This window comes from Pseudomonas sp. (genome assembly GCF_028293835.1).
Taxonomy (GTDB): domain Bacteria; phylum Pseudomonadota; class Gammaproteobacteria; order Pseudomonadales; family Pseudomonadaceae; genus Aquipseudomonas.
This window is the reverse complement of record NZ_JAQGNX010000184.1, coordinates 36,722-60,733: the sequence shown is the minus strand read 5'-3', so window position 1 is coordinate 60,733 and position 24,012 is coordinate 36,722. Positions and strand designations below refer to the sequence as shown.

The window sequence follows — 24,012 nt, the reverse complement described above, 5'->3', positions numbered from 1 at the left end:
CACAGATCGTTTCCCCGCCGACATCAATGAAACTTTTTGTCTTATCTACTTCCGTAGGAGCCAACTTGTTGGCGAAAAGGAATCACCGACACTGTCCAACATCGCCCACAAATTGGCGCCTACAGATCTCCGCCCGATTCCAACAAATACCCCGCCCCCGCCACGGTTCTGATCATTGACGTGGCGAATCCTTCATCGAGTTTTCGGCGCAAGCGGTAAATATGCTTGTCGATGACGTTGTCGTTAGGGTCGAACGCATAGTCCCAGGCACTTTCCAACAGCATGTCGCGGGTCACCACTTGTCCGGCATGACGCATCAGTTTGGCAAGAATCAACGATTCCCGATGCTGCAGAATCACTACCCGTCCCTCTCGGGTTGCCGTGCGTGTGGCGCAGTCGAGTTGTAACTTGCTGACCGTCAGGATTTGCCCACTCGTGCTGGGCCGATCAGCCCTGCGCAGCAACGCATCAAGCCGGGCCAGAACTTCGACGAACGCATAAGGCTTGATCAAATAATCATCGCAGCCAGCACGCAACCCTTCGACGCGATGCTCTGTCGAAGCCATGGCGCTGAGCATCAGAATCGGTGTATGCAACCCACGCTCGCGCAACGTGCGCACCACTTCCAGGCCATCCATGCGTGGCAAACGCCGATCAACGATCAATGCGTCATAGATGCCTTCCAGCGCCATGGCCAAACCATCGACCCCGTCGTACGCGGCATCGGCGACATGCCCGCTCTCGTTCAAACCGCGCACCAGGTACGCCGCTGCACGATCATCGTCTTCAACGACCAATATCCGCACAATCACCTCGTCGGTAGCGCTGGTAAACTTTTGTTCATGTTGGCGCGACCTTCCCGTTCGCCGTGCATTGGCACACTATGCCACCACTAGCGCGACACCACCCAGCCAGCCGCTCATTCATTAAGGATGACATCGCTTCATGACCCATGTACTGATCGTCGAGGACGACCTGTCCACTGCCAACGAAATCAAAGCCGCCTTACACGACCATGGCTTCGACGTGACCTGCGTTGACAACGGCCGCGACGGCTTGATGAATGCGTTCAGCGGCGACTTCGACATCATCGTGCTGGACCGTATGCTGCCCGGTGCAGTCGATGGATTGGGCGTGCTGACCGCCTTGCGTGCTGCGGGCATTGCCACGCCAGTATTGATCTTGAGCGCACTCAGCGCGCTGGATGAACGCGTGCGTGGCTTGCGCGCCGGGGGCGATGATTATCTGACCAAGCCCTTCGAATTCATCGAATTGACCGCACGCCTGGACGCCTTGATTCGCCGGCGTATTACGCCCCCCGAACAGACCCGGGACAGCCGCCTGAAAGTCGGCAATCTGGACGTTGACTTGCTAGCCCGCACTGTACGGCGTGGCGAGCGAGTCGTTGACCTGCTGCCGCGGGAATATGCGCTGCTGGAATACTTGATGCGCCATGCCGGACAGGTCATCACCCGGACCATGCTGTTCGAGGCGGTGTGGAATTACAGCTATGACGAGCGCACCAATGTCATCGAAGTCCATATAGGACGTCTGCGCCGCAAAGTGGATGGCGAAGGCGAAGAGCAAATGATTCACACCGTTCGAGGAGCCGGCTATGTTCTCCGTTCACCTGAGTGAAATTCCGCGCACGATCAGCTTTCGTACAGGCCTGATGTTTCTAGCCCTGTTCGGGTTTTCGTTCCTCGGGTTGTTTGGCTATATCTATTGGCAGACCGCGTTCTACCTTAAGGCCGAATCGGACACCGCGCTGCTTCGCCAAGTGGACAATCGCAGCCGCCAGACCCCCGAGTTGCGTGAGCAAGAAATTCGCAAACACGACATGCAGGATGTGGACGGCCGCCTCCCCCACTCGTTGTTCGACGAACAAGGCAAGCTCATCGCGGGGCCAATCGACACCCTGCCCGCTTTCAAGGCCTACGATAAGCCCGACGAGTTTCGCTGGGACAAGCCCAACGGTCGTACCCGCCCTATCCGGTTCATGGTGCATAAGCTCGACGACGGCAAGACCCTGCTGGTCGCCCAAGACATGCACGATATCCACGAGTTCGACGAATTGCTGGTCCACGCTTTGGTGTCCGGTGGCTGTCTGCTATTGGTCGTGGGGCTGCTTGGAGCGATTGGGCTAGGGTATTCGGCCCGACGCAGGCTCGACACTCTGAGCACGTCGATCAAGCAAATCGTCGAAGGCGACCTCAGCCGACGCCTGCCGACACGGGGCAACCGCGACGATATCGACCGTCTGGCAAATGTAGTCAACGGCATGCTCGACGAACTCGAACGCTTGATGAGCGAGGTCAAGGGTGTATGCGACGACATCGCCCATGACTTGCGCACCCCCTTGACGCGGTTGATTGCCGGCCTGGAGCGAGCACAACGACGCGGCTTGATCGAGGAAGATTACGCCGTGACGGTGGACGCTGCACTCAATGAAGCTCGGGGGTTGCTGCTGACCTTCCGCGCATTGCTGCGCATCTCTGAAATCGAAGACAGCGCGCGCCGCAGCAATTTTGCCGAGGTTGACCTGAACCGCATTGGCGCCGACGCTGCCGAGTTCTTCGAACCGTTGGCCGAAGAGCGGGGCATGACCCTGACGTTCGAGCCCGCGCCCTCGCCCGCCATCCTCGCTGGCGATGCGCAACTGTTGTTCGACGCAGCGTGTAATTTGCTCGATAACGCCATCAAGTTCTCTCCAGACAACAGCCACATTCGCGTCTGTGTCGCTGGCGCGGCCGACGGTCCTTGTCTGACCGTCAGCGACGATGGTCCCGGCATCCCGGAAACTGAACGCGAAGCGGTTTTTCGCCGGTTGTATCGCTCGGAATCCAGCCGACACACGCCGGGCAACGGTTTGGGCCTAAGCATGGTGGCCGCCGTGGCGCGCCTGCACGACATGACCCTGGAAGTTCGAGACGCTGCACCGGGATGCGAGATCGTTTTGCGCAGCGCCAGCCGTTGATCGGTTGGCTCGCGCAACTTTTTATCCCCGTTCAACATCTTTTTGACAACCATTAAGGGATAGTCGCCGCCTGATCGACTGGGCAAGTACCGTAATGCCATCGAATCGCAACAAGCTGACGCCGTTTCACCCATAGCATTCCCCTCGAATAGCTCATTCGAGATATCCCTGACGTTGAACGACGTCGACGTCATGTGCAAAGGAACTAACAATGCGTGCACCTCACACCGCGCCCATGCGCTACTTGTTTTTGTTGACCGCTACCTGGTTCGTTATCTTTCTCATCACGCGCGCCGTGCTACTGGCGACCCACTCAACCGAGGCGGGCCATGGTTACCTTTCCATTTTCGGGATTGGCGCCATCTACGACATAGCGTTCCTGGTGTATGCGGCTTTGCCCTTGGCTTTTTACCTGCTTTTCTGCCCTCCGGCGCTGTGGCGTACCCGTGGCCATCGTTGGTTTTTGCAGGGTGTGATGACGGTCAGCATCTTTATCATGCTGTTTGTTGCGGTGTCGGAATGGTTGTTTTGGGACGAATTCGGGGTTCGCTTCAACTTCATTGCCGTGGACTATCTGGTTTACTCCAAAGAAGTGTTGAATAACATTCTGGAGTCTTATCCGATTGGTGCGTTGCTCGGAATTCTGGCAGTGGCCGCCATCGGGCTGAGCGCTTTGCTATACAAGCCGGTGAAGTCTGCACTGGTTGCGCCTTTGCCGAAAGCTCGGCAGCGACTGCTCGGTTTCGCCGCGATACTGGTGGTGGCCGGCCTGAGCATGCAGTTCATTGACCAGGAAACCCCACGGGGCGAAGGCGGCAACGCGTATCAACATGAACTGGGCACCAACGGACCGTTCCAGTTTTTTGCCGCTTTCAGGAATAACGAACTGGATTACAAGCAGTTCTACGCCACCCTGCCCAACGACGAAGTGGCCCAACAATTACGCGCCGAATTGGCCGAGCCCAACGCCTCGTTCGTTGGCAAAGACCCTCAGGACATTCGCCGCAACATCACCAACCCCGGCACGCCGCGTACGCCCAACATAATTCTGGTGACCATCGAAAGTCTCAGTGCCAAGTACCTGGGCAGTAACGGCGACCCGCATAACCTGACGCCTAATCTGGACGAACTGCGTAAGCACAGCCTGTACTTCAGCAACTTCTACGCCACCGGCACCCGCACTGACCGCGGACTGGAAGCTATCACCTTGTCTATCCCGCCGACGCCTGGCCGATCCATCGTCAAGCGCATCGGCCATGAAAGTGGCTATGGCGCCTTGGGCCAACAACTGAACGCGGTGGGTTACGACAGCGTATTCATGTACGGCGGCCGTGGTTATTTCGACAACATGAACGCGTTTTTCAGCGGCAACGGTTACCGCATCATCGACCAAAGCAGTATCAAAGAGTCGGACATTCATTTCAAAAACGCCTGGGGTATCGCCGACGAAGACCTGTTTCAGCAATCGCTGAACGAGGCCGACGCTGGGTATGCCAAGCACAAACCGTTTTTCTTACAGCTGATGACCACCTCGAACCACCGTCCTTATACCTACCCTAGTGGGCGCATCGACATAAAATCGGGTGATGGCCGCAACGGCGCAGTGAAGTACACCGACTACGCCATCGGCAAGTTTCTTGACGATGCACGTCAAAAACCGTGGTTCAACGACACTATTTTCGTCTTTGTAGCCGACCACACCGCTGGGAGCGCAGGCCGAGAAGACTTGCCGATCACCAACTATCAAATCCCGTTGTTTATCTATGCACCCACCATGATCGAAGCCCGGGAGTCGACCCAACTGGCGAGCCAGATCGACTTGGCACCGACCCTGCTCGGTTTGTTGAACCAGAGTTATCAGTCGACGTTTTTTGGCCGAAACCTACTTCAGGACAACTCGCTACCGCCCCGTGTAGTGGTCGGTAACTACCAGCACCTCGGGCTATTTGATGGCACTAACCTCGCCATCCTTAGCCCACAAAAGTTGCTGCGGCGGCATGATCAGGCATTAGCTGAAAGCCGTGAATCGAAGGTCAATGACACTGACCCGCTGGTCATTCGTGCAATCAGCTATTACCAAGGCGCCAGCTACGACTACAAACAGCATTTGCTGAATTGGATGCCACGTACAGCGGCTCCGTAGCCACTAGGCGCTGCCAAAGGCAGCGGTAAGCTCCGAAGGACCTTCGCCAACACGTTGGCTCTTACAGGCGAGGGGCCTTCCGGATATCCACTGATATCGGGTTTAAAAAGGTAAGCAGCCGACGTCAATATTACCCATTGACGTCGGTTTTTTTATTCTTCCATTACACCTGGTAAATCCCAACGTTAGTTCGAGACGTCTTGCGTCTTCGCTAAATTTTCACATCTTTTTTACCACCAAGCTACGCACCCTGCTTTAGCCTCCCAGCCTATAACGAACGCACTACCACTTCCTCGAAACGCTGATCAGCGCTTTTAGGTTGCCGTCATTGTGCGTCGACTATTTATGTTCTTGGAGCACTACGCAGGTGAAAACTACAACTGACGGTTCCACCTCGTCATCAACAGCACCCAACGCGCAGCGGTTTAAAAAGATCGTGCTGGGTGCAGTGCTCATCCTTTGCGTCGCACTGATCGTGGGTTTCGTCTGGTGGCCAAGGTCGCTGACCGATTTAGGCAAACACGAGAATATGATCACGGCTGGCGTCTACAGCCATTGGCAGGCTGGCGACGTGGTTGCCCTCGTGCGCCATGCCGAGCGTTGTGACCGGTCGAGTAATCCTTGCATGGGTCCCGCAGACGGCATCACCCAAGCGGGCAGTGACACGGCGGTCGTGTTGGGCAAGGCATTCAACAGGCTGGGCATGAGCAACACCGACGTCATGAGCAGTCCGTTGCAACGAACCGTACAAACCTCATTTTCCATGTTTGGCAAAGCCAGCCCCGCACAAGCGTGGTTAAGCACGTGCGAACACGCAATGCTCGACAACCTGCTTAGCCATAAGACACCCCATCGCAACATGGTCTTGGTGACCCACAGTGGTTGTATAAGCACGTTGGAAAAGGAGTTGGGGTTTACTCACGCAAAGACCAGCGAGTACGCCAGCACGTTACTTGTTTCCATCGGACCGGACGGGAAACCGAAAGTGCTGGGTTTTATCAACTACCCAGACTGGGCATCGACCCTGGATAAAAGACCTTAAGCCCCTACGTCCATACCGAGCCTATCCAATGTTAAATACCGTGGCCCAGCGTTGGGCCTTGCCGCTGTTATTTCTGGCCTTTGTTATCTTCTATTTATTGCCCTTGAGCAGTCATGGCCTGTGGATGCCGGACGAAACCCGGTACGCGCAAATCAGCCAGGAAATGCTTTTAAGCGGCAACTGGGCGGCCCCGCATTTTCTGGGGCTGCGCTATTTCGAAAAACCTGCAATGGGTTATTGGTTCATTGCCCTTGGCCAAGCTGTGTTTGGTCATAACCTGTTCGGTGTACGCATTGCGTCGGCGCTCAGCCTGGGCCTCAGCGCAGTGCTGGCCTACCTGATCGCCCGGCGGCTGTGGAACTCACCGCGCAAAAGCCTGACCTGCGCCGTGGTCTATTTGAGCTTTGGCCTGATCATCAGCCAAGCCGGCTACGCCAATCTCGATCCGCAGTTCGCCCTGTGGGTCAACCTGAGCATCGTCGCGCTGTGGTATGCCGTCGACAGCACCAGACACCGGGCAAGATTGGCATCGTGGGCTTGCCTTGGATTCGCCTGCGGCATGGGTTTCATGACCAAGGGATTTTTGGCCCTGTTGCTACCGGTGCTGATCGCCCTACCCTATATGATCTGGCAACGGCGTTTCGGTGAGTTGGTGCGTTATGGCTGTATTGCGGTGCTGGTTGCGGCATTGGTTTCATTGCCGTGGGTGTTAACTGTGCAGGCCCGCGAGCCTGACTTCTGGCGATTCTTTTTCTGGCATGAACACATTCGCCGCTTTGCCGGTGACGACGCGCAGCATGCTGAACCCTGGTGGTTTTATGGCCCGTTGCTGATCGCAGCCAGTTTGCCGTGGGCGTTGCTGCTGCCGGTCACGTTCAAGCTGGCCTGGCAAAACCGAAACCAATTGAAAACCGCGTTTCTGCTGATGTGGTTGTGCCTGCCGCTGGTGTTTCTCAGCCTGAGCAATGGCAAGCTTCCCCCGTACATATTGCCGTGCATGCTGCCTTTGGCCTTGCTGTTGAGCGACGCCTTGATTAACCGCCTTGAACAGGCCAAAACCCTCTCGCTGCGCAGCAACGCGACGCTGAATCTGATCATCGGTGTGTCGGGCCTGGTGGCGGTAATTTACGTGCAATTCAAGCAGCCTGTTTTCAACCACGAGCCGCTGCACGTAGCGTTGTTGCTCATTGCGCTGGCCGGCTGGATTCTGGCTAACGCGTTGCAGGTGATCCGACCTCAACATTTCTATCTGGCCCCGGCGTTCGGTATGTGGCTGGCGGTGGCCCTGTTGCCAGCGGCAATGCCAGACTCAATCACTGAAAACAAGACGCCCGAGAGGTTCATAGCCGCCCATGCGCCGGCACTTCGTCAAACCCACGCGTTGATGAGTAACGACCTGGGGGTTGCTTCAGCGCTCGCCTGGCAGACGGCTAATCCCGACGTGACGCTGTACGACACCGCCGGCGAGGCCAAATACGGCCTAGCCTACCCTGACGTCAAAGACCGAACCGTCGATGAAGGCGATGTTCAGCACTGGTTGGTCCAGGCTCGCCGGGAAGGCTCAGTCGGGGTCGTGATGCGAATCAAAAGCGAAGATGATGCCCATGAACTGGAACAGCTGCCCAAGGACGCAACGCGTTTTGACCAGGGCAGCATTACCATTCTCATGTATGCGCAAACCGACGCCGATCACATCACCAAAAAATAGTACGCGCGGTCGCCCACGACAATCTTCTTCAAGATTTTCAGTGGAGCGACCGGATCGTCCTGACGCTCCATGACCGCGACGTTATTCGGCGACTCACTGAGAAAACTGTTGAGCTGGTCTTCGGTCTGCAAGGCCACCAGTACACTTTGGGTGTAGAACACCCCTGCTCCGGCAAGCCGCTCGCTAGGGGTGAACAACACGACTCGCCGACCGCTTTCCTGCAGCGCCCGCATTTGCTCAGTCAAGGGTGTAAAGGATTGGTTGCGGTCTTCCCTGGGCATGACCCAGATCGCCACCCCCAGGTAGCTGACGACCATCAAGCCTAATACGCCCACTATGAAAGCACGTTGATGACGAACCAGGGGTTGCGCCCAAGCCGACGTCGCTGATCGTTCACGCAATCGTTCCAGCAGCACCGCCGAATATTCCGCAGCAATGACGGCAGCAGCAGGTGTCAGCGACATCAGGTACACCATGCGTTTGCTGGACGCCAGCGTCAGCAGGGTCAATTGGGCCAACAGCCATAGACTGAAAAAAAGCATATACGGGCTGGCGCGCATTTTTCTGCAAAAGTGCCAAAGCCCGACATAGACCAAAATATTCCACGGCAAAAACGATTGAGGCAGTTTGCCGAGGTAGTAATAAAATGGCTCGAAATGACCGGCTTCAGAGAAGCCGCCGCTGAACCGCCCTATGCTGTTGGCCCATAACACCTCTTTGATCGCAGCCGAACCGCCGCTCTGATACAAAAACACCAGCCACACCGCCAACGGCAACAAGGCGATCACGGTAACGGCCGCCGGCCACACCCAGTCGGCCAGCACCAGGCGCTTTTCGATCACGCTTTGCGCAACCAGAAACGCAAAAATAACCGCCCCCGGCAACGCCAGGCCCAGTACGCCCTTACTCAACGTGGCGATGGCGATTCCCAGGGCAAACACCGCCCAAAACCCTACCGAACGTCGACCATGTGCGGCCCATTCACGATTGGCCAGAAAAAACGCCAGCAACGCCAAGGTCACCCCCAACGTCAGCAATGAGTCCTCACCGACCTGGCGCACATTGCCCCAGTAACTGCCCATGGTTGCCAGCAACACGGCTGCCCCGGCGGCGATCGCCACTGGACGCCCCAGTTTTCGCAACGCGCCATACAGCGCCAACAGGCTCAACAGACCGGCCACTGCAGATGCCAACCTCACCGCCCATGTGTTGGCACCAAACAGTCTGATGGCGCCCGCATCCAGCCATAGGCTCAAGGGAGGTTTTTCTAAAAACGGCTGGCCGTTCAACCGGGGGGTTACCCAATCATTGTCCAAGTGCATTTCCATGGCGATCCCCGCCACCCGGGGTTCGGTAGAACCTTGTAGCTGATGATTTCCCAGCGCGACGAAAAACAGCAGACAACCAAGTACGAACAACAGGAGGACGGGACGAGTTGACATAAGCGCGTGTGACTCACAGGGTGATGAGCAATAAGGAAATCAGTAGTCAGGAGCCGGGCGGAGTGTATCAAGGTGACATCGTTGAGCCCACCAGGCAGCCCTTGGCCATCCACGGGCACGCCCGGCTCCATTCATAACGGGCAGCCGCACCGGCGCTTTCGGTATAAAAAGCCAGTTTCATCTCGGCCGGGGTGAAATCGAGTTTGGCGAAGCCAGCTTCGGATTTGGCGAAACTGACCGGGGAATGTTTCTCCTTCAGAGGATAAAGCTTTTGTCCGCCGCCGCCGGAGATAACCCAGGCGGGTTCGCCCTCTTTCAGAATCAGTTGCTGATTGTGATCGTGCCCGGATAAATAAAGATCCACGTTGAGGCGTCTCAATACTGGCAGCAGCTCAGTGACCATTACCGAATCTTCGTCGTGTTCGCCGACGTTTCGCACCGGGTGATGGCCCGCGACCACGCGCCAGATCGGCTCAGGGCCAGGCTGCTGAAACCCTTGTTCAAGTATCTTTATTTGCGCCGGCAACTCGCTGACAGGCACGGACGTGTCGATAAACACCATGCGCACCACAGGCCGACCGTCGTCAGTGCCAAAGTCCCGCATGTAAGTGTGATCAGGCATCTGCCAGCGGCCGGAACCCTTGTGCTTGCGACTGTATTCGATTTCGATCTGCTGGGAGTCAGGGTAATCATGGTTGCCCAACACCGCATAAAAAGGTACATGGCTCAACCAGCGGCCCCAATAGACACTTTCAAACTTCGTCCGCCAGCTCAAATCAGACGTGCCGGTCAGCGATTTTCCGTAGAAGTTATCACCCAGCAGCACCACCATGTCCAACCGGCCATCCGTCTCCGCGACGTTTTCCATGGCATAGGCCACCGCCCACTGCTGAAAGTTGCCGCTGCCTTGATCCCCAATAGCAATGAGTGAAACCTGCGACGGGCTCAATCCAGTCATGGGGGTGTAGGGTGTCGCGGGCAAGAAGATGGAGCCCATCACAGCCAACGCCGCCACACAAACGATGGCCGCGCCGATGAGTGCCCACCTGCGGGTGCGTTTATAGCCGACGGCAGGAAGGTGTTGCAGGTGTGCAGTACCAGGCATTTCCAAGTGTTCCGATAGCTCGCAGAATGCCTAGCCTATGGCCATATGAGTGAAAAAGAGGTGAAGCCGGTGTAAAGGCCAAGCGATCAAAGGACCTCACAAAGGTGCAGGTATCCCTGTTCGTCAACCCTAACGACCGTCCCGCAATAATCGTCAATTGAGGCGTGTGGCGTTTGCATCGGATGAACGTGTGTGGCACTCACCACCATGACCTGGGCGCCTGACGCTTCGCCCGCTCGAATGCCGATGGGCGCATCTTCAAAGACCAGGCAATCAGCCGCGTTGATACCCAGTTGTTGTGCCGCGAGCAGGTAGCAATCCGGGTTGGGCTTACCGTCGCTGACGTCTTCGGAGGTCACAAACACCAAGGGCAGCGGAATGCCAGCCGCTTGCAGGCGGCGAATTGCCAACTCCTTGGGCGCGGAGGTGACAATCGCCCATTTATTGGCGGGCAACGTCTTTAGAAACGCAGCCGCACCTGACACTTCGACGATACCCGCGAGGTCGAAAATTTCGGCCTCGGTGATGGCGCAAGCCTCAACTTCCGGGTCAATTCCGGGCAGTCCCAGCCGAGCGATGGTGTCGATGGCGCGGGCGCCATGGATGGTCGGCAGGAACGTCTCGACGTCAAGGCCATGGGCATTTGCCCATGCGCTCCAGATACGCTCGGCTGCAGCGATGGAATTGATCAGCGTTCCGTCCATATCGAACAGAAAACCGCTGTAGCGGGCGTTAAAAACCGATGAGCGAGCAGGCAAAATTCAGTTCCTTTCGGCAAGCGCGGGAGATAAAAGTGACCCGATCAGGGCGTCCGTCAATAAACCCCAGCTCCCTAATTTTGTCTAGGGTCAGGCTGCCTCGACCAGACGTTGCCTGGCGTTTCGACACTCAGCAACGACATCCGCTGGCGGCATAAACGTCTAATCCGTTATTTCTATGCCATATAGCGCCGTTTACACCTTGCCCAATCGGCTTCTCTCTACGATTCTGTAGAAGCAACAGGGCGATTCGTGGTCGCCCCCGAGCCCACCACAGGAGAGGCCCGAATGAAGACCGTCGCACAATTGCTGAACGCAAAAGCCGAAACCAACCAGCAAGTCCATACCATCGCCCCTGAGCAAACGGTATTGGTCGCGCTGGGGATCATGGCGGAAAAAAACGTCGGTGCACTGCCCGTGGTCAAAGACGGCCATGTCATAGGCATCATCAGCGAGCGCGACTACGCACGCAAGGTGGCACTCAAAGGACGTTCGTCCGCCGACACCCTGGTCAGCACCATCATGAGCGAGCGCATCATCACCGTGAGCCCCAGTGAAAGCGTGGAGTCGTGCATGGGCATCATGACCGACAGCCGCTTGCGTCATTTGCCGGTGGTCAAGGACGGGCAACTGATCGGTTTGTTGTCGATTGGCGACCTGGTGAAGGAAGCGATTGCCGAGCAGGCTGTACTGATCCAGCAACTGGAGCAGTACATTCGCGGCGAGTGATCTGCCCTGCCCTGCCAGCAACAGGGTTTTCTGATTTAAGCAGACTGGATTCGGTGTCAACCAGCGCGATCATGCTGGAATACTGTGGGACCGAATCCAGTCGCGAAGCGGGCGACGCGATCAATCTGACGTACCGCGCTGCTGCATCCGCGAGTGAGTTCGCTCCCACCGGGTTTGAAGAAATCGGCCGAGGCGCTGTGGGAATCAGTTTGGATCAGGCTGGGTTTTTTACGCTTGGGCGTTCGCCAACTTTGGCATTCCAGGCGATCAGTGCGGTGCACGCTTGCGGCACCTTGATCTGTGCGTACCCGGCGAAAATCAAACCAGCCCAGACCGTGATGTCGGCCATGGAAAATTGATCACCGGCCACGTACGGCTGGGTTTTCAGTACCGAATCAAAGTACTTCATACCTTTGATTGCCTTGTCACGGTGCATTTCGCCCCAGACGGTACGATCGGCCCACTCGGGGCTCTTGTAGGGTTTCAAGCCATCGCCCAAACCGTCGGTGGCGTGGTGAAAGTAGATGCCGATGGCGTCGATCAGTTGGTCATCCGCGCGTTTCTGCATCATATGAATAACCCCTTTCTCTTTTGGCGTAGTGCCGGTAAGCGTTGGGTTGCCATCCAGGTTATCGAGGTATTCGGTGATCGCGGTGCATTCCGACAGGTAAAAGCCGTCGTCAAGTTCCAACACCGGAACGGTGCCAGCCGGATTCATCGCCAGAAACGCTGGCTGCTTGTGCTCAGCAGCAGGCAGATCGATGTTGATAAATTCCACCTGCGAGGTCAGACCTTTTTCGGCCAGGACAACGCGGATGCGCAACGGACTAGGGAAGCCGGGGATGTCATAAACTTTCATGTGAGTACCAGTTCTCGCCTATCTATCGAGTGATAGATACTGGTCAAAAGCCAGCCTTATGTCAATCGCTATCTACCACTAGGTAGGTTTTTTTCGAGGGCGTGTCAGTGGCGAAGCCCTGAAGCAGGACCTCGCCGTGTACCGATTAGTAGCCTAAAGAAAGACCTGTATTACGGCGCGGATCATTAGCACCGTAGAAACGATTGTTCCCTACGGGTTTCCCGCCCAGGGACGGCGCCCCCACCAGGATCGCCGCAACGTGGTTAGAGGGTTGCGCGCCAGTAAACTTCTGGCCCCAGCTTTCAAGCAGTTTCTGCGTGTCCGGGCTGACCGCGAACTTTTCCAGATTGGTTTCTTCAGGCAACCACTGCTGGTGGAAACGAGGCGCATCCACTGCCTCTTGAATGTTCATACCGTAGTCGATCACGTTAAGTATCGTCTCCAGTGTCGCCGTAATAATTCGGCTGCCGCCAGGAGTGCCCACCACCATCACCGTCTTGCCGTCTTTGGTGACGATCGTCGGGCTCATGGACGACAACGGCGTTTTGCCCGGAGCGATAGCGTTGGCCTCTCCCTGGACCAGACCGTACATGTTGGGAACGCCGATCTTGGACGTGAAGTCATCCATTTCGTCGTTGAGTATCACCCCGGTCTTGCTCGCCATAACGCCCGCACCGAACCAATCGTTCAAGGTATAGGTCACCGACACGGCATTGCCCCATTTATCGACGATGGAATAGTGCGTGGTGTTATTGCCTTCATGGGGCGCTACACCGGGCTTGATATCCCGGGAAATACCGGCCTTTTGCGGGTCGATAGCCGCGCGTATTTTTGCCGCATAGTCCTTATCCAACAAGTGCGCGACTGGATTCTTGACGAAATCCGGGTCACCCAGATAGCTGTTGCGGTCGACATACGCGTGACGCATGGCTTCGATCTGGTATTGCATGCTCTGGGCGGAGCGGAATCCCAGATCCGGCATCGGATAGCCTTCCAGGATGTTCATGATCTCGCAGATGACGACCCCACCGGAACTTGGAGGCGGCGCGGAGACCACGTGATAGCCACGGTAATCGCACTCGATCGGCGCAAGTTCGCGGGTCTGGTATTTATCCAGGTCGGCCTGGGTAATCAGGCCTTTACCGGCATAGCTTGAAGACACGATGGCGTTCGCCACCCAGCCTTTATAGAAGCCGTCGGCGCCTTTGCTGGATATTTCTCGGAGCGTCCTGGCCAAGTCCTTCTGCACCAGTTTCTGACCGACCTTCATCGGCTCACCCTTGTTCAGGAAAATCGAGCCTGAGTCATGGATGTCTTTTTTGAATTCATCGGTCGCCGTTTCAAGCAGGTCGACATCACCTTGCTCAAGGACGAAACCTTCATCGGCGTATTTGATCGCGGGAGCGATCACTTGCTCGCGCTTCATGGTGCCGTACTTCTTCAGCGCCAACTCCATGCCCGACACGGTGCCGGGAACCCCGACGGCCAAGTAGCCTTTGGTGCTCAGATCAGGAATAACGTTGCCGTCTTTATCAAGGTACATATCGGCGGTGGCAGCCAAGGGTGCCTTTTCGCGAAAGTCCAGAAAGGTCTTTCGGCCATCCGCCAATTGCACGGTCATGAACCCGCCACCGCCGAGGTTACCCGCGGCGGGATACACCACCGCCAGCGCATAACCCACAGCTACCGCAGCATCGATGGCGTTGCCACCGTCCTTGAGCACGTCGACGCCCACGTGGGTCGCCAAATGCTGGGCCGTGACTACCATGCCGTTTTCCGCAGCAACCGGAGCCTGGGACGCTGCTTGAGCGAAGGTGTAACTAAGCGTGAGGGTGGTCACAAGAAGCGATCTGGCAAAAGGTTGGAACTTCATGAATTCGACTCTCTTGTTTTAAATTTATGTGGCGCGACGGACAGCGCATATCAGCAAGTGGTTAAAAGTACCGGCTCTCGAATCTCGAATACAGCACCAATATAGACTGTCACGGGGCCGGTCATGGGCAAAGCGCAGCTCTTTCGGTTATCTGTCTGGTACGCGACGGAGCACCGTGACAGAGGCCCGAACGCCTCTTGTCGCGCCTTTTGTAAATTTATGTAGTGCCTTTAAAAAAACACTACATAACTATTGACGCCCCCTGGTCGGCCCGGCATGATGGCCCTGTCTCCCCGATCGGGAGCGCCGGCAAAGGTATTCCAGACACCCTCGACGAGCCGTCGAGTCGTTAACGGATGTGTACTGCCCACAAGGCAGATTGATGAAGTTGACTGGCGGGATCGTCCCAGGACGAGAAGGCTGGCGAAACGTTCTCATGATGCTTGTGGTTGACCGCATTAACGTCACCCGATGTATTTTTGAACGTCCGCTTGTCCCCCTGCTTTCATCAAACCCCTGCCCGATGTGCATTCGATCGACCACATGGTCATTGAGCTAACCACTAACAGGCCAACAAAAATGGCAAGGGGATTACTATGAATCTGAACAACCAACCTACTATTCAAGAGCTGGCCCAACTGTTCGCTTCACAAAAAGACAGTCTGGATTGCCACATACTCTGGGTCTGCGACGCCGGCGATGTGCACATCGACCGACTGGCGGACAAAGCTGGCGAAGGGGAATTTGAACAGTCCAACCCGAAGATGCGCGCCAGGCTGAAGATGTACCGCCGAGGCCAAGGTTATGTCGGCAAGAAAGCCGCAGCCGACGAGAACTTCATGGGCCAGGTGCTGCAAACCCTGACCCGTGAATGGCGCTCGCTGGATAACACCTCACGCGTTCGGGTTGTCGACAGCTACTGCTGATAGTAGGTCAACGACTCTGTAGGAGATTGTGTCTGCTGCGCCGCAACCGGTGTCAAAAACGGGCACAATCTCTTATCAAACAACGCATAACTTATCGACTTAAAAATAATCTGTAGACTTCCCCCGCCCTACATGCCTGATTTCAAACTCGCACTCAATCGCTGTCCAGCGTATTGCTGAGCTTCCTGAGCTTTTGCTACCACGGCGGCCGCGCCAAAAAATTCGTGGGTAACCCCGGAGTACACCTTGCGCTCAACACTGACGCCAGCGGTACGCAAGGCTGTTTCCAATTGCGCGCCGTCGTCCTGCAGCGGATCAATTTCAGCGTTGATCAGGGTCACCGGTGGCAAACCGCTCAAGTCGGCGTGGACCAAATCAAGCCGTGGATCCTTGAGGTCATTCGCGCTGGTGGTGGTCTGAGCGATAAACCAGAGCATCATCGGTCGATTGAGCGGCATCGCATCGGCGTACTTTTGGTAAGACGCCGTGGTGGTCGTGGTTTGCGCAACCGGGTACACCGACAATACGTGCAGCGGCGCAGTAAGGTGCGCCTTGCGTGCCGCGATGGCTGTCGCCACTGCCAGGTTGCCACCCGCACTTTCCCCAGCGATTGCCAGCCGCTTCGGATCACCGTTAAGCGACGCTGCGTTGTTGGCCAACCATTTATAAGCGGCTACGCCGTCATCGTGCGCTGCCGGAAACTTGTTCTCCGGTGCCCTGCGATAATCGACCGAGACCACAATGGCGTTTGCCTGTTTCGCCAAACCGCGTGCGCCACCGTCGTAAACCACCCGATCCGCAATAACCCAACCGCCACCGTGAAAGTACAAAATCACTGGGAACGGGCCTGAACCGGCAGGCGTAAACACCCGGGCCTGCATATTACCCGCCGCACCGGGAACGGTTCGGTCGACGCTACTCACACCTGGAACCAGGGCTTCAGGGGACGCATCGCGCTTCTGGTCAGCCAATACGGCCATCACCGCATCCGCTATGGTCGGTTGCAAGCGCGCTTCAGTGGGGGTGGTCTTTTCAACGGCCTTAGCGTCGAAGCTGGCAAACTTGTTCAATACCTTCTGCATGTCAGCGTCAGTTCTAAACATGCTCTTGGTGCCGCTGACTGCCAGTTCACTCACAGAGCGCTTTTCCGGGTCGCGCGCGCAGCCATTCAATACTAAAGCAACGCTGATTGCGGTCAGCAGAAACGCACCTGCTCTCAGCGTTTTTGAAGTTTTTAACATTTTATTCTCCACTGTAGGAGCAACTCGCTCATGCATCTGTCCTGACGGACCCGGGCAGCGTTCAAAAGCTTTTTCAGACAGTAGACGAACGGCGCCAAGCAGGCGAAAACCCTGATTCCGGCAATTCATTAACGGAGAAATCGAGTTGTTTGTCGCTGCTGTTGAACCCGCCCAGGCAACGTCGGTCGGTCACTATGTCCCCATGGTTTAGCCGATATAAGTGCCAATCAAGAGCGCCACCGGACGGACCTGACTTCGTGATTGATCGACTCGGAGATACCCCGATGACAACGCTCCTTAGTGTGCAACCGTTACTGTTTGAACCGTCCTTTGAGCAAATACCGGAAGACGAATCACACACCAGCCATGACTTGGCTGAAGCCATGCGTAGCATTCTGGAAACCACTTATCACGATTATGGCCACGCCGTACGCAGCGTCCATGCCAAGGCCCATGGTTTGCTTTATGGCGAAATCCAAGTGGTTGATAACCTTCCACCGGAATTGGCCCAAGGCATGTTTGCCAAACCCGTTAAACTTCCGGTCGCGTTACGGTTTTCCACTAATCCTGGCGATATTCTCGACGATAAAGTGTCTGCGCCTCGTGGTCTGGCAATCAAGATTATTGGTGTTGAAGGCAGCCGTTTACCGGGCAGCGAGCGTGATGTCACTCAGGATTTCGTGTTGCAAAATGCCAAGGTCTTCACCGCCGCCGATCCAAAATCCTTTTTGAAAACCCTGAAAATGCTGGCCAAAACCACCGATAAAGCGCCGGGGTCGAAAAAGGCGTTTTCTGCTGTACTTAGGGGCGTGGAAAGTATCGTCGAGGCGGTCGGCGGTGAAAGCGCCACGCTTAAAAGCCTGGGTGGGCATCCGATTACCCACCTGCTGGGCGAGACCTATTACAGCGTTGTGCCATTTCTGTATGGCCCGTATTACGCCAAGCTGAGCGTCGTGCCGATATCTGCTGAATTAACCGCATTAACCGACAAAACAGTTGACCTCAATGGCAATCCGGATGGTTTGCGCGCAGCGGTTCAGGACTACTTTTCGACCAATAGCGGGACGTGGGAAGTACGTATTCAGTTGGCCACCGACCTCGAGAAGATGCCCATAGAAGACGCTTCCGCAGAATGGCCAGAGGATGTCAGTCCGTTTGTCACGGTTGCCCGAATCGAGGTTGCGCAGCAGCAATCCTGGTCACAAAGCCGCGAAGCGGAGATTGATGACGGCATGGCGTTCAGCCCCTGGCATGGTCTTGCGGCTCACCGTCCATTGGGTGGCGTCATGCGGGTGCGCAAGCCCTCGTACGATATGTCGTCAACCTTTCGCGGTGAGCACAACGGCTGCCCAATGAGCGAACCCCGTGCATTGAAAAGTCAATGACTGAATAACGGGAGTTATTGAAGAACCGAGTGACGTGCTTCGCGAACACGTTCGCTCTTACCGGATTGCCCCAAATCCCGCGCCATGCCGCCATTCCTGCGGGACCGAATTCATTCGGGCAGCAGGCGGCGCGGTCTGTACAAAAAACCAGCGCAACAAAAACCCGCCGAAGCGGGTTTTTCCAAGACCATTCCAACTTCCTGTCGGTGGCCGTCCGGGCCATGGTCGATCATCCGTGATCCGCAAGCACTCCTGCACTTGCGCTGATGGATCAAGAATATCGCCGCCGACCGGGGCACGCATAGAGCGAAAGTACTCTACGTCGTGTAAGCCTTTCGCTACGCTCGCCAACAAGTTCGCTTCTACAGGCAGGCTGGTTTGTTCATGTTTACCGTGTCTAAGCTAGTTCCAAAATGGTATTTCGCCCTTAGACCTAAAAGCTTTAAATTCTGCCCACCGGATCACCGGACAGTTATATAGAGCATTCCAACCATGCTCGGAGTTCGGTGACCTACAGCACCCGATTTCAGGGTAAGCCGCCCTTCTCATAGTCAACCCCAGCCCACCCCTATTCCATAATCCCGACAAGGCTTACCCATGGCGCGTTCTTCGTTCACTCGCACATTAATCACCGGGCTGATGGTGTCAGGCCTCGCGCTTAGCGCTCATGCCGCGCCGCTGACCATTGGCTATATCACCGGGATCGACCCCACTAAGCTTCCTATGTCCGATGGCACTTACGACAAAGTCATAGGTGAAAAAATTGATTGGCGGCGTTTCGATGCAGGTCCAGCGGTGGTGGCGGCTATTGCTTCGGGAGATTTACAAATAGGTAATCTCGGATCAAGCCCCCTGGCTGCCGCCGCATCGCGCAACGTGCCGCTGGTGGCGTTTATCGTTACTTCGCAAATCAAGAGCTCCGAGGCACTGGTGGTCCGCAACGGCAGCGGTATCAGCAGCCCCCAGGACTTGATTGGCAAGACCATCGCCACGCCGTTTGTTTCGACCTCCCATTACAGCCTGCTTGGCGCGCTCAAGCACTGGAACATCGATCCGAGCAAAGTGAAAGTGGTCAATTTGAGCCCGGCTGAAATTACCGCCGCGTGGAAGCGCGGAGACATCGACGGCGCCTTCACCTGGTCGCCTGCCCTCGGCGAAATCCGTAAAACCGGCAAGATACTGACCGATGCAGGTGAAGTATCAACCTGGGGGTCTCCCACCTTCGAAGTGTGGGTTGCGCGCAAAGACTTCGCTGAGAAACACCCGGAAATAGTCGCCGGGTTCGCCAAAGTCAGCCTGGACGCTATCGCTGATTACACCGCACACAAGGCCGCATGGACGCCAGAGTCCATTGAAGTTCAAAAAATCGCCCGGTTTACCGGCGCCAATGCCGCAGACATTCCGGAACTGCTGGAAGGCTCGCATTTCCCGACAGCGAAAGAGCAAACGTCCGCCGAGTTGCTGGGCGGCGGTACGGCAAAAGATATCGCGCAAACCGCAGCTTTCCTCAAGGAGCAGGGGAAAATCGACAGCGTGCTGCCCGATTATGCGTCCTACGTCAGCGCGAAATTCATCCCCCAGTGATTGACCGCTGCGAGGCCGTAAGGCCTCGCCTTCATTTACCGCGTGGTCTCCCACGCGCACCGTTCGAGTCCGATCATGAGCCTGACCATCACTCCCATAGGCTCGGCCCTTGGTGCCGAAATAGAGGGAATTGACCTCAGCCTTCCATTGCACGCAGAACACTACGCGGCGATTGAACAGGCACTGTTGCAGCACCAAGTGCTGTTTTTTCGCAATCAGCCGTTGACCCCCGAACAGCACCTTCGCTTTGCCGCCGGTTTCGGCAAGCTGCACATCCATCCGCTTTACCCGAATGTACCGCAACACCCGGAGTTGCTGCTGCTTGATACCGACGTTGTCGATCTGCGCGACAACGCATCCTGGCACACCGATGTGACCTTCCTCGAGGCTCCTGCCCTGGGGGCCATACTCAGCGCCAAACAGGTGCCGCCTTTTGGCGGAGATACGCTGTGGGCCAGCGGAATAGCCGCGTATGAGGCCTTATCCGCGCCCTTGGCCAAGATGCTCGACGGGCTGACAGCGAGCCACGACTTCACCAGGTCATTTCCCCTTGAACGATTTGGTAGCACCCCGGATGACCTTGCACGTTATGAACAAACCCGCCGCGACCATCCGCCGTTGTCACACCCGGTCATCCGTACCCATCCGATAAGCAGGCGTAAAGCGTTGTTCGTCAACGACGGCTTCACCACACGTATCAACGAATTACAGCCTGCCGAAAGTGCCGCGCTGTTAACCCTGTTGTTCAACCACATCAGCCGCCCGGAATTTACCGTGCGTTGGCGCTGGGCAGCCAACGACTTGGCTTTTTGGGACAACCGCGTCACCCAGCACTATGCCGTCGATGACTATCGGCCACAGCGTCGAGTCATGCATCGAGCGACAATTCTGGGTGACAAACCGTTCTAAAGCAGCGTTGCAGAGGGTCTGACCGATGTCAGACTCACCGCTGGTAAAAAAAGATGCAACCCTTCTTCATCACAAGCCTCAATACGTCATAAGGTCCGGTTTACCGGCCATCAGACGTTTAGGAGGCTGCGATGTCTGCGCACTTTATAAAGTTGTTTACCCAACCCAATTTCGTCTGGGCGAGCATTCGTAAAGATGAGGAACAAAAGCCGCGGCACTATGTCGGGCATTTGTTATTACTGGCGCTTATTCCTACGGTTTGCCTGTTTATCGGTACGACGTTTGTAGGCTGGAGCCTGGCCAAAGACGAAACGGTAAAACTCAGTTCAGCCAGTGCCATGGGACTCTGCGGTTTGCTCTTTGTGACGATCCTCATCGGTGTCGCCATAGTGGGTGGATTTATCCGCTGGATGTCTCGCACTTTCGACGCCCGCCCAACCCTCAATCAATGCATTGGCTTTGCCGCTTATACCGCCACTCCGTTCTTCATCGCCGGGATTGCCGGCCTGTACCCCAGCCGCTGGCTGGCCGTCACGGTATTGATGATTGCGGCACTGTACTCGACGTTTTTGCTGTTCGTCGGCCTGCCAACGTTCATGCGCTTACGCGAAGAAGAAGGGTTGCTGTATTCGGCAAGTGTCTGGGGCATCGGGTTACTGGTTTTAGTCACAATCCTGGTCTCAATGATCTTGCTCTGGTTCAACGGATTGACGCCCGAATACTTGCGTGCGCCGGGCACGTGAACGCTATTACCGGATAAACAGGCCCGCGTTGTTGGGCGTAACAATGGAATACATTCCGTGACCGAATCACATAAGTTACAGCCAGCGCTGTTACGCAGACTTAATGCCTTGGCTCAGTTTGGAGAACTCGCGCTGAAGTCGCCGAGTCTTGACGAGATTCTGCAACAAGCGTGCGGCTTGGTGCGTGACGCGCTGAATACGGATTTTGCCAAGATCATGATGCTGTGCGACGACGGTCGCTCTTTGCAAGTGCGTGCCGGGGTCGGCTGGCAATCCCATGTAGTGGGTCAATTGAAGGTACCGTCCGACCCTGGCCTGTCTGAAGGCTATGCGTTTCATTCGAAAAACCCGGTCATTTCAGCCGATGTCAGCCTCGAAAAACGTTTCCGCTATGCGCCCTTCCTGCTTGAACACGGCGTTCAGGCACTGGCTAATGTGCCGATTCTCGTGGTGGACGGAAAGTCCCCCTTTGGGATTTTTGAAGTCGCCAGTAAAACCCCTCGAGCCTTTCCTCCGCGCGATGTGTACTTCCTGCGAACCTACGCCAATTTTATCGCGGGAGCGGTAGAACGCTTTCGCGCGCTGGATGAAATCAAGGCCTCCGAGTTAGCGTTACGCAGCAGCGAGGAACACTTTCGGGTAGCGGTAGAGCTCAATCCGCAAATCATCTGGACGGCCGATGCCAAAGGCGGCGTTACATCATTTGATCAACGCTGGCTGCAACTGACCGGTCTTACTCGGGATCAAGCCCTCGAGTCTGGCTGGCTACAGGTGTGCCATCGCGACTACAAGCAACAGATGGCCGATGCATGGGCCCACTCAGTCCAGACCAAAGCGCCTTATGACGTCAGCGCTCCGTTGCGCAAAAACGGCGACGAGTATGGCTGGTTCAGAATCCGAGCGTTTCCTCAACTGGACGGTCAGGGTGAGTGTTTGCAGTGGTATGGAACCATTGAGGACATTGAAGAGCGCGTGCGCCTCGAGTCGGCCCTACGTGACTGGAACGAAACGCTGGAAGAGCGCGTGGTTGAGCGTACATTGGCATTGGTCAAAGAACAGGGAGAACGCGAGGCCACCGAGGAAAAACTTCGCCAAAGCCAGAAAATGGAAGCGGTCGGACAACTGACGGGAGGGTTGGCACATGACTTCAATAATATGCTGGCCGGCACCCTCGGCAGTCTTGAGCTGATGCAACTGAGATTATCCCAGGGCAAAGTGGATAAGCTGCCCTCTTATATCGATTTGGCTAAATCCACTGTGCAACGTGCGGCGGCATTAACTCATCGGTTATTGGCCTTCTCTCGGCAGCAGACGCTGGAGCCCAAGGTCATCCATCCAAACAAACTGGTCGCCGGGCTTGAGGACTTGCTGCGACGGACCGTTGGCCCCGGCATCGAACTGGAAACGCTGCTGAGCGCCAACGGCTCGATTCTGTGTGATCCGAACCAGTTGGAAAACGCGATTTTAAACCTGGCGATCAATGCGCGCGATGCGATGCCCAACGGTGGCTCGCTGTCGATAAAAACCAGCCACGCGAAAGTCGAACGCCCCCTCCCCCGAGGCCAGGATTTACCCGATGGCGACTACATAAGCATCACCGTAACGGACTCTGGCACCGGCATGACCCGAGAGGTAATGGAGCGCGCCTTCGATCCATTTTTCACCACCAAACAGTCAGGAGAGGGCACCGGCCTGGGCCTTTCCATGATTTACGGCTTCGTTCAACAATCCGGTGGGCATACTCAGATCAGTAGTCAAATGGGCAGCGGCACGTCCATCGTGCTCAACTTTCCAATGCACCGGATAGCAGCCGATGACATCTCGTTTCAGTCCAGAACGTCCAAGCCATTGCCCCGGGCAACGGGTGAAACAGTGCTACTGGTAGATGATGAGTTAGTGGTACGGCAGGTCATGATCGAGTTGCTCACCGACCTGGGATACACCGTGCCGGAGGCCATTGACGGTCGATCAGCATTAAGCCGTGCGGAAAAGCTCGAACATATTGATTTGTTGGTAACGGACATCGGCTTGCCCGGTGGACTCGACGGACAGCAACTGGCCGCGTTGTTGCGCGTTCGGCATCCGCAGCTAAAGGTATTGTTCATCACCGGCTTTGCAAAAAACCTGCAGCTAAACGAAAACGCAAAACCCGCTACCCACGTGCTGGCCAAGCCGTTCAGCATTAATGATTTCAGCGAACGTATTCGGGCGATCCTAGGGGCAGATTAATCCTTGGGCGCGCTCGCCATTGCCGGGCGCAGTGCACGCACTGCCTGCACCCGGCAAGGCATCGCTAACCCTTGCTATGCTCGGGTGATGTCGGCCCAGCCTTCACCCCTCTGGGCCCTGCCACGCCCCAGACGATGAGTCCCAACACTGGAAACACAATCAGCCCAATCGCCCACGCGGCTTTGGTGCCTGTGGTTTTTTCACTGCGAAATACACTCACAATCGCCCATAGGTCGACCAGCAAGATAATCACCGCAATACCGATACCGAAATAAGACATGTCGTCAGACATAGCGTTACCCTCATCCAGTTAATAGCCTCAAGCAGACCTGCTATTTATTGTTGCTGTTCTCGTTGCT

Annotated in this window: 20 protein-coding genes; 12 read left to right on the top strand and 8 right to left on the bottom strand. The window is 56.1% G+C overall.

The window, feature by feature from the left end:
- Nucleotides 1-119 precede the first annotated feature (119 nt).
- Nucleotides 120-806, bottom strand: coding sequence for a response regulator transcription factor (locus JWR17_RS26210; protein WP_299836321.1), 687 nt, complete (start codon nucleotides 804-806; stop codon nucleotides 120-122).
- A gap of 139 nt (nucleotides 807-945) precedes the next feature.
- On the opposite strand from JWR17_RS26210, the gene JWR17_RS26205 reads away from it, so the two are divergent.
- From JWR17_RS26205 to arnT, 5 genes are all read left to right on the top strand, one after another.
- Entirely contained in the window at nucleotides 946-1,638 is a 693-nt protein-coding gene (locus JWR17_RS26205; RefSeq protein WP_299836318.1) for a response regulator transcription factor, read from the top strand.
- Nucleotides 1,616-2,977 (top strand): ATP-binding protein, encoded by a 1,362-nt coding sequence (locus tag JWR17_RS26200; protein ID WP_299836315.1) that lies wholly within the window; start codon nucleotides 1,616-1,618, stop codon nucleotides 2,975-2,977. The genes JWR17_RS26205 and JWR17_RS26200 overlap by 23 nt, the downstream gene beginning before the upstream one ends.
- A gap of 211 nt (nucleotides 2,978-3,188) precedes the next feature.
- On the top strand, nucleotides 3,189-5,120 hold the full coding sequence (locus JWR17_RS26195; protein WP_299836312.1) for an LTA synthase family protein: 1,932 nt from the start codon (nucleotides 3,189-3,191) through the stop codon (nucleotides 5,118-5,120).
- Nucleotides 5,121-5,487: 367 nt separating this feature from the next.
- Nucleotides 5,488-6,162, top strand: a complete 675-nt coding sequence (locus JWR17_RS26190; protein ID WP_299836310.1) for a histidine phosphatase family protein — start codon at nucleotides 5,488-5,490, stop codon at nucleotides 6,160-6,162.
- Between the two features lie 28 nt (nucleotides 6,163-6,190).
- Nucleotides 6,191-7,870: a lipid IV(A) 4-amino-4-deoxy-L-arabinosyltransferase gene (arnT, locus tag JWR17_RS26185; RefSeq protein ID WP_299836306.1), complete on the top strand. Its 1,680-nt coding sequence runs from the start codon at nucleotides 6,191-6,193 to the stop codon at nucleotides 7,868-7,870.
- On the opposite strand, the gene JWR17_RS26180 is transcribed toward arnT, so the two are convergent.
- The 3 genes from JWR17_RS26180 to JWR17_RS26170 form a co-directional block, all read right to left on the bottom strand.
- Nucleotides 7,852-9,312 carry a glycosyltransferase family 39 protein gene (locus tag JWR17_RS26180; protein WP_299836303.1) on the bottom strand — a complete coding sequence of 487 codons (1,461 nt, stop codon included), beginning with the start codon at nucleotides 9,310-9,312 and terminating at the stop codon, nucleotides 7,852-7,854. The genes arnT and JWR17_RS26180 overlap by 19 nt on opposite strands.
- A 67-nt stretch (nucleotides 9,313-9,379) precedes the next feature.
- The gene (locus JWR17_RS26175; RefSeq protein WP_299836300.1) at nucleotides 9,380-10,417 is read right to left on the bottom strand and encodes a metallophosphoesterase; all 1,038 of its coding nucleotides are present in this window, start codon (nucleotides 10,415-10,417) and stop codon (nucleotides 9,380-9,382) included.
- A gap of 86 nt (nucleotides 10,418-10,503) precedes the next feature.
- Nucleotides 10,504-11,175, bottom strand: coding sequence for an HAD-IA family hydrolase (locus JWR17_RS26170; RefSeq protein WP_299836297.1), 672 nt, complete (start codon nucleotides 11,173-11,175; stop codon nucleotides 10,504-10,506).
- Between the two features lie 288 nt (nucleotides 11,176-11,463).
- Here JWR17_RS26170 and JWR17_RS26165 point away from each other — a divergent pair, with 288 nt between their 5' ends.
- Nucleotides 11,464-11,904: a CBS domain-containing protein gene (locus JWR17_RS26165; protein WP_299836295.1), complete on the top strand. Its 441-nt coding sequence runs from the start codon at nucleotides 11,464-11,466 to the stop codon at nucleotides 11,902-11,904.
- A gap of 214 nt (nucleotides 11,905-12,118) precedes the next feature.
- Here JWR17_RS26165 and JWR17_RS26160 read toward each other — a convergent pair whose 3' ends face one another.
- Both JWR17_RS26160 and ggt read right to left on the bottom strand, forming a co-directional pair.
- Nucleotides 12,119-12,763 (bottom strand): glutathione S-transferase, encoded by a 645-nt coding sequence (locus tag JWR17_RS26160; protein ID WP_299836292.1) that lies wholly within the window; start codon nucleotides 12,761-12,763, stop codon nucleotides 12,119-12,121.
- 145 nt (nucleotides 12,764-12,908) lie between these two features.
- Nucleotides 12,909-14,636, bottom strand: a complete 1,728-nt coding sequence (gene ggt / locus JWR17_RS26155) for a gamma-glutamyltransferase (RefSeq protein ID WP_299836290.1) — start codon at nucleotides 14,634-14,636, stop codon at nucleotides 12,909-12,911.
- Between the two features lie 596 nt (nucleotides 14,637-15,232).
- On the opposite strand from ggt, the gene JWR17_RS26150 reads away from it, so the two are divergent.
- Entirely contained in the window at nucleotides 15,233-15,562 is a 330-nt protein-coding gene (locus tag JWR17_RS26150; RefSeq protein WP_299836287.1) for a hypothetical protein, read from the top strand.
- A 128-nt stretch (nucleotides 15,563-15,690) separates the two neighbouring features.
- On the opposite strand, the gene JWR17_RS26145 is transcribed toward JWR17_RS26150, so the two are convergent.
- On the bottom strand, nucleotides 15,691-16,803 hold the full coding sequence (locus tag JWR17_RS26145) for an alpha/beta hydrolase (protein ID WP_299836284.1): 1,113 nt from the start codon (nucleotides 16,801-16,803) through the stop codon (nucleotides 15,691-15,693).
- A gap of 284 nt (nucleotides 16,804-17,087) precedes the next feature.
- On the opposite strand from JWR17_RS26145, the gene JWR17_RS26140 reads away from it, so the two are divergent.
- From JWR17_RS26140 to JWR17_RS26120, 5 genes are all read left to right on the top strand, one after another.
- Nucleotides 17,088-18,188, top strand: coding sequence for a catalase family protein (locus tag JWR17_RS26140; RefSeq protein ID WP_299836282.1), 1,101 nt, complete (start codon nucleotides 17,088-17,090; stop codon nucleotides 18,186-18,188).
- Nucleotides 18,189-18,785: 597 nt separating this feature from the next.
- Nucleotides 18,786-19,772: a taurine ABC transporter substrate-binding protein gene (gene tauA / locus JWR17_RS26135; protein WP_299836279.1), complete on the top strand. Its 987-nt coding sequence runs from the start codon at nucleotides 18,786-18,788 to the stop codon at nucleotides 19,770-19,772.
- Nucleotides 19,773-19,847: 75 nt separating this feature from the next.
- Complete coding sequence (gene tauD, locus JWR17_RS26130) at nucleotides 19,848-20,681, top strand: taurine dioxygenase (protein ID WP_299836276.1); 834 nt, start codon at nucleotides 19,848-19,850, stop codon at nucleotides 20,679-20,681.
- Between the two features lie 131 nt (nucleotides 20,682-20,812).
- Complete coding sequence (locus JWR17_RS26125) at nucleotides 20,813-21,424, top strand: Yip1 family protein (RefSeq protein ID WP_299836273.1); 612 nt, start codon at nucleotides 20,813-20,815, stop codon at nucleotides 21,422-21,424.
- Nucleotides 21,425-21,481: 57 nt separating this feature from the next.
- Complete coding sequence (locus tag JWR17_RS26120; protein ID WP_299836270.1) at nucleotides 21,482-23,653, top strand: ATP-binding protein; 2,172 nt, start codon at nucleotides 21,482-21,484, stop codon at nucleotides 23,651-23,653.
- Between the two features lie 64 nt (nucleotides 23,654-23,717).
- Here the strand turns inward: JWR17_RS26120 and JWR17_RS26115 are convergent, their stop codons facing one another.
- A complete protein-coding gene (locus JWR17_RS26115; protein ID WP_299836268.1) occupies nucleotides 23,718-23,945 on the bottom strand; it encodes a PLD nuclease N-terminal domain-containing protein in 228 nt (75 codons plus the stop codon).
- Nucleotides 23,946-24,012 lie beyond the last annotated feature (67 nt).

Excerpts from the sequence above, each read along its gene's own strand:
- JWR17_RS26205 (WP_299836318.1), top strand. The coding sequence starts at position 946 with ATGACCCATGTACTGATCGTCGAGGACGACCTGTCCACTGCCAACGAA.
- JWR17_RS26200 (WP_299836315.1), top strand. The coding sequence starts at position 1,616 with ATGTTCTCCGTTCACCTGAGTGAAATTCCGCGCACGATCAGCTTTCGT.
- JWR17_RS26195 (WP_299836312.1), top strand. The coding sequence starts at position 3,189 with ATGCGTGCACCTCACACCGCGCCCATGCGCTACTTGTTTTTGTTGACC.
- arnT (WP_299836306.1), top strand. The coding sequence starts at position 6,191 with ATGTTAAATACCGTGGCCCAGCGTTGGGCCTTGCCGCTGTTATTTCTG.
- JWR17_RS26180 (WP_299836303.1), bottom strand. The coding sequence starts at position 9,312 with ATGTCAACTCGTCCCGTCCTCCTGTTGTTCGTACTTGGTTGTCTGCTG.
- JWR17_RS26175 (WP_299836300.1), bottom strand. The coding sequence starts at position 10,417 with ATGCCTGGTACTGCACACCTGCAACACCTTCCTGCCGTCGGCTATAAA.
- JWR17_RS26165 (WP_299836295.1), top strand. The coding sequence starts at position 11,464 with ATGAAGACCGTCGCACAATTGCTGAACGCAAAAGCCGAAACCAACCAG.
- JWR17_RS26160 (WP_299836292.1), bottom strand. The coding sequence starts at position 12,763 with ATGAAAGTTTATGACATCCCCGGCTTCCCTAGTCCGTTGCGCATCCGC.
- ggt (WP_299836290.1), bottom strand. The coding sequence starts at position 14,636 with ATGAAGTTCCAACCTTTTGCCAGATCGCTTCTTGTGACCACCCTCACG.
- JWR17_RS26150 (WP_299836287.1), top strand. The coding sequence starts at position 15,233 with ATGAATCTGAACAACCAACCTACTATTCAAGAGCTGGCCCAACTGTTC.
- JWR17_RS26145 (WP_299836284.1), bottom strand. The coding sequence starts at position 16,803 with ATGTTAAAAACTTCAAAAACGCTGAGAGCAGGTGCGTTTCTGCTGACC.
- JWR17_RS26140 (WP_299836282.1), top strand. The coding sequence starts at position 17,088 with ATGACAACGCTCCTTAGTGTGCAACCGTTACTGTTTGAACCGTCCTTT.
- tauA (WP_299836279.1), top strand. The coding sequence starts at position 18,786 with ATGGCGCGTTCTTCGTTCACTCGCACATTAATCACCGGGCTGATGGTG.
- tauD (WP_299836276.1), top strand. The coding sequence starts at position 19,848 with ATGAGCCTGACCATCACTCCCATAGGCTCGGCCCTTGGTGCCGAAATA.
- JWR17_RS26125 (WP_299836273.1), top strand. The coding sequence starts at position 20,813 with ATGTCTGCGCACTTTATAAAGTTGTTTACCCAACCCAATTTCGTCTGG.
- JWR17_RS26115 (WP_299836268.1), bottom strand. The coding sequence starts at position 23,945 with ATGTCTGACGACATGTCTTATTTCGGTATCGGTATTGCGGTGATTATC.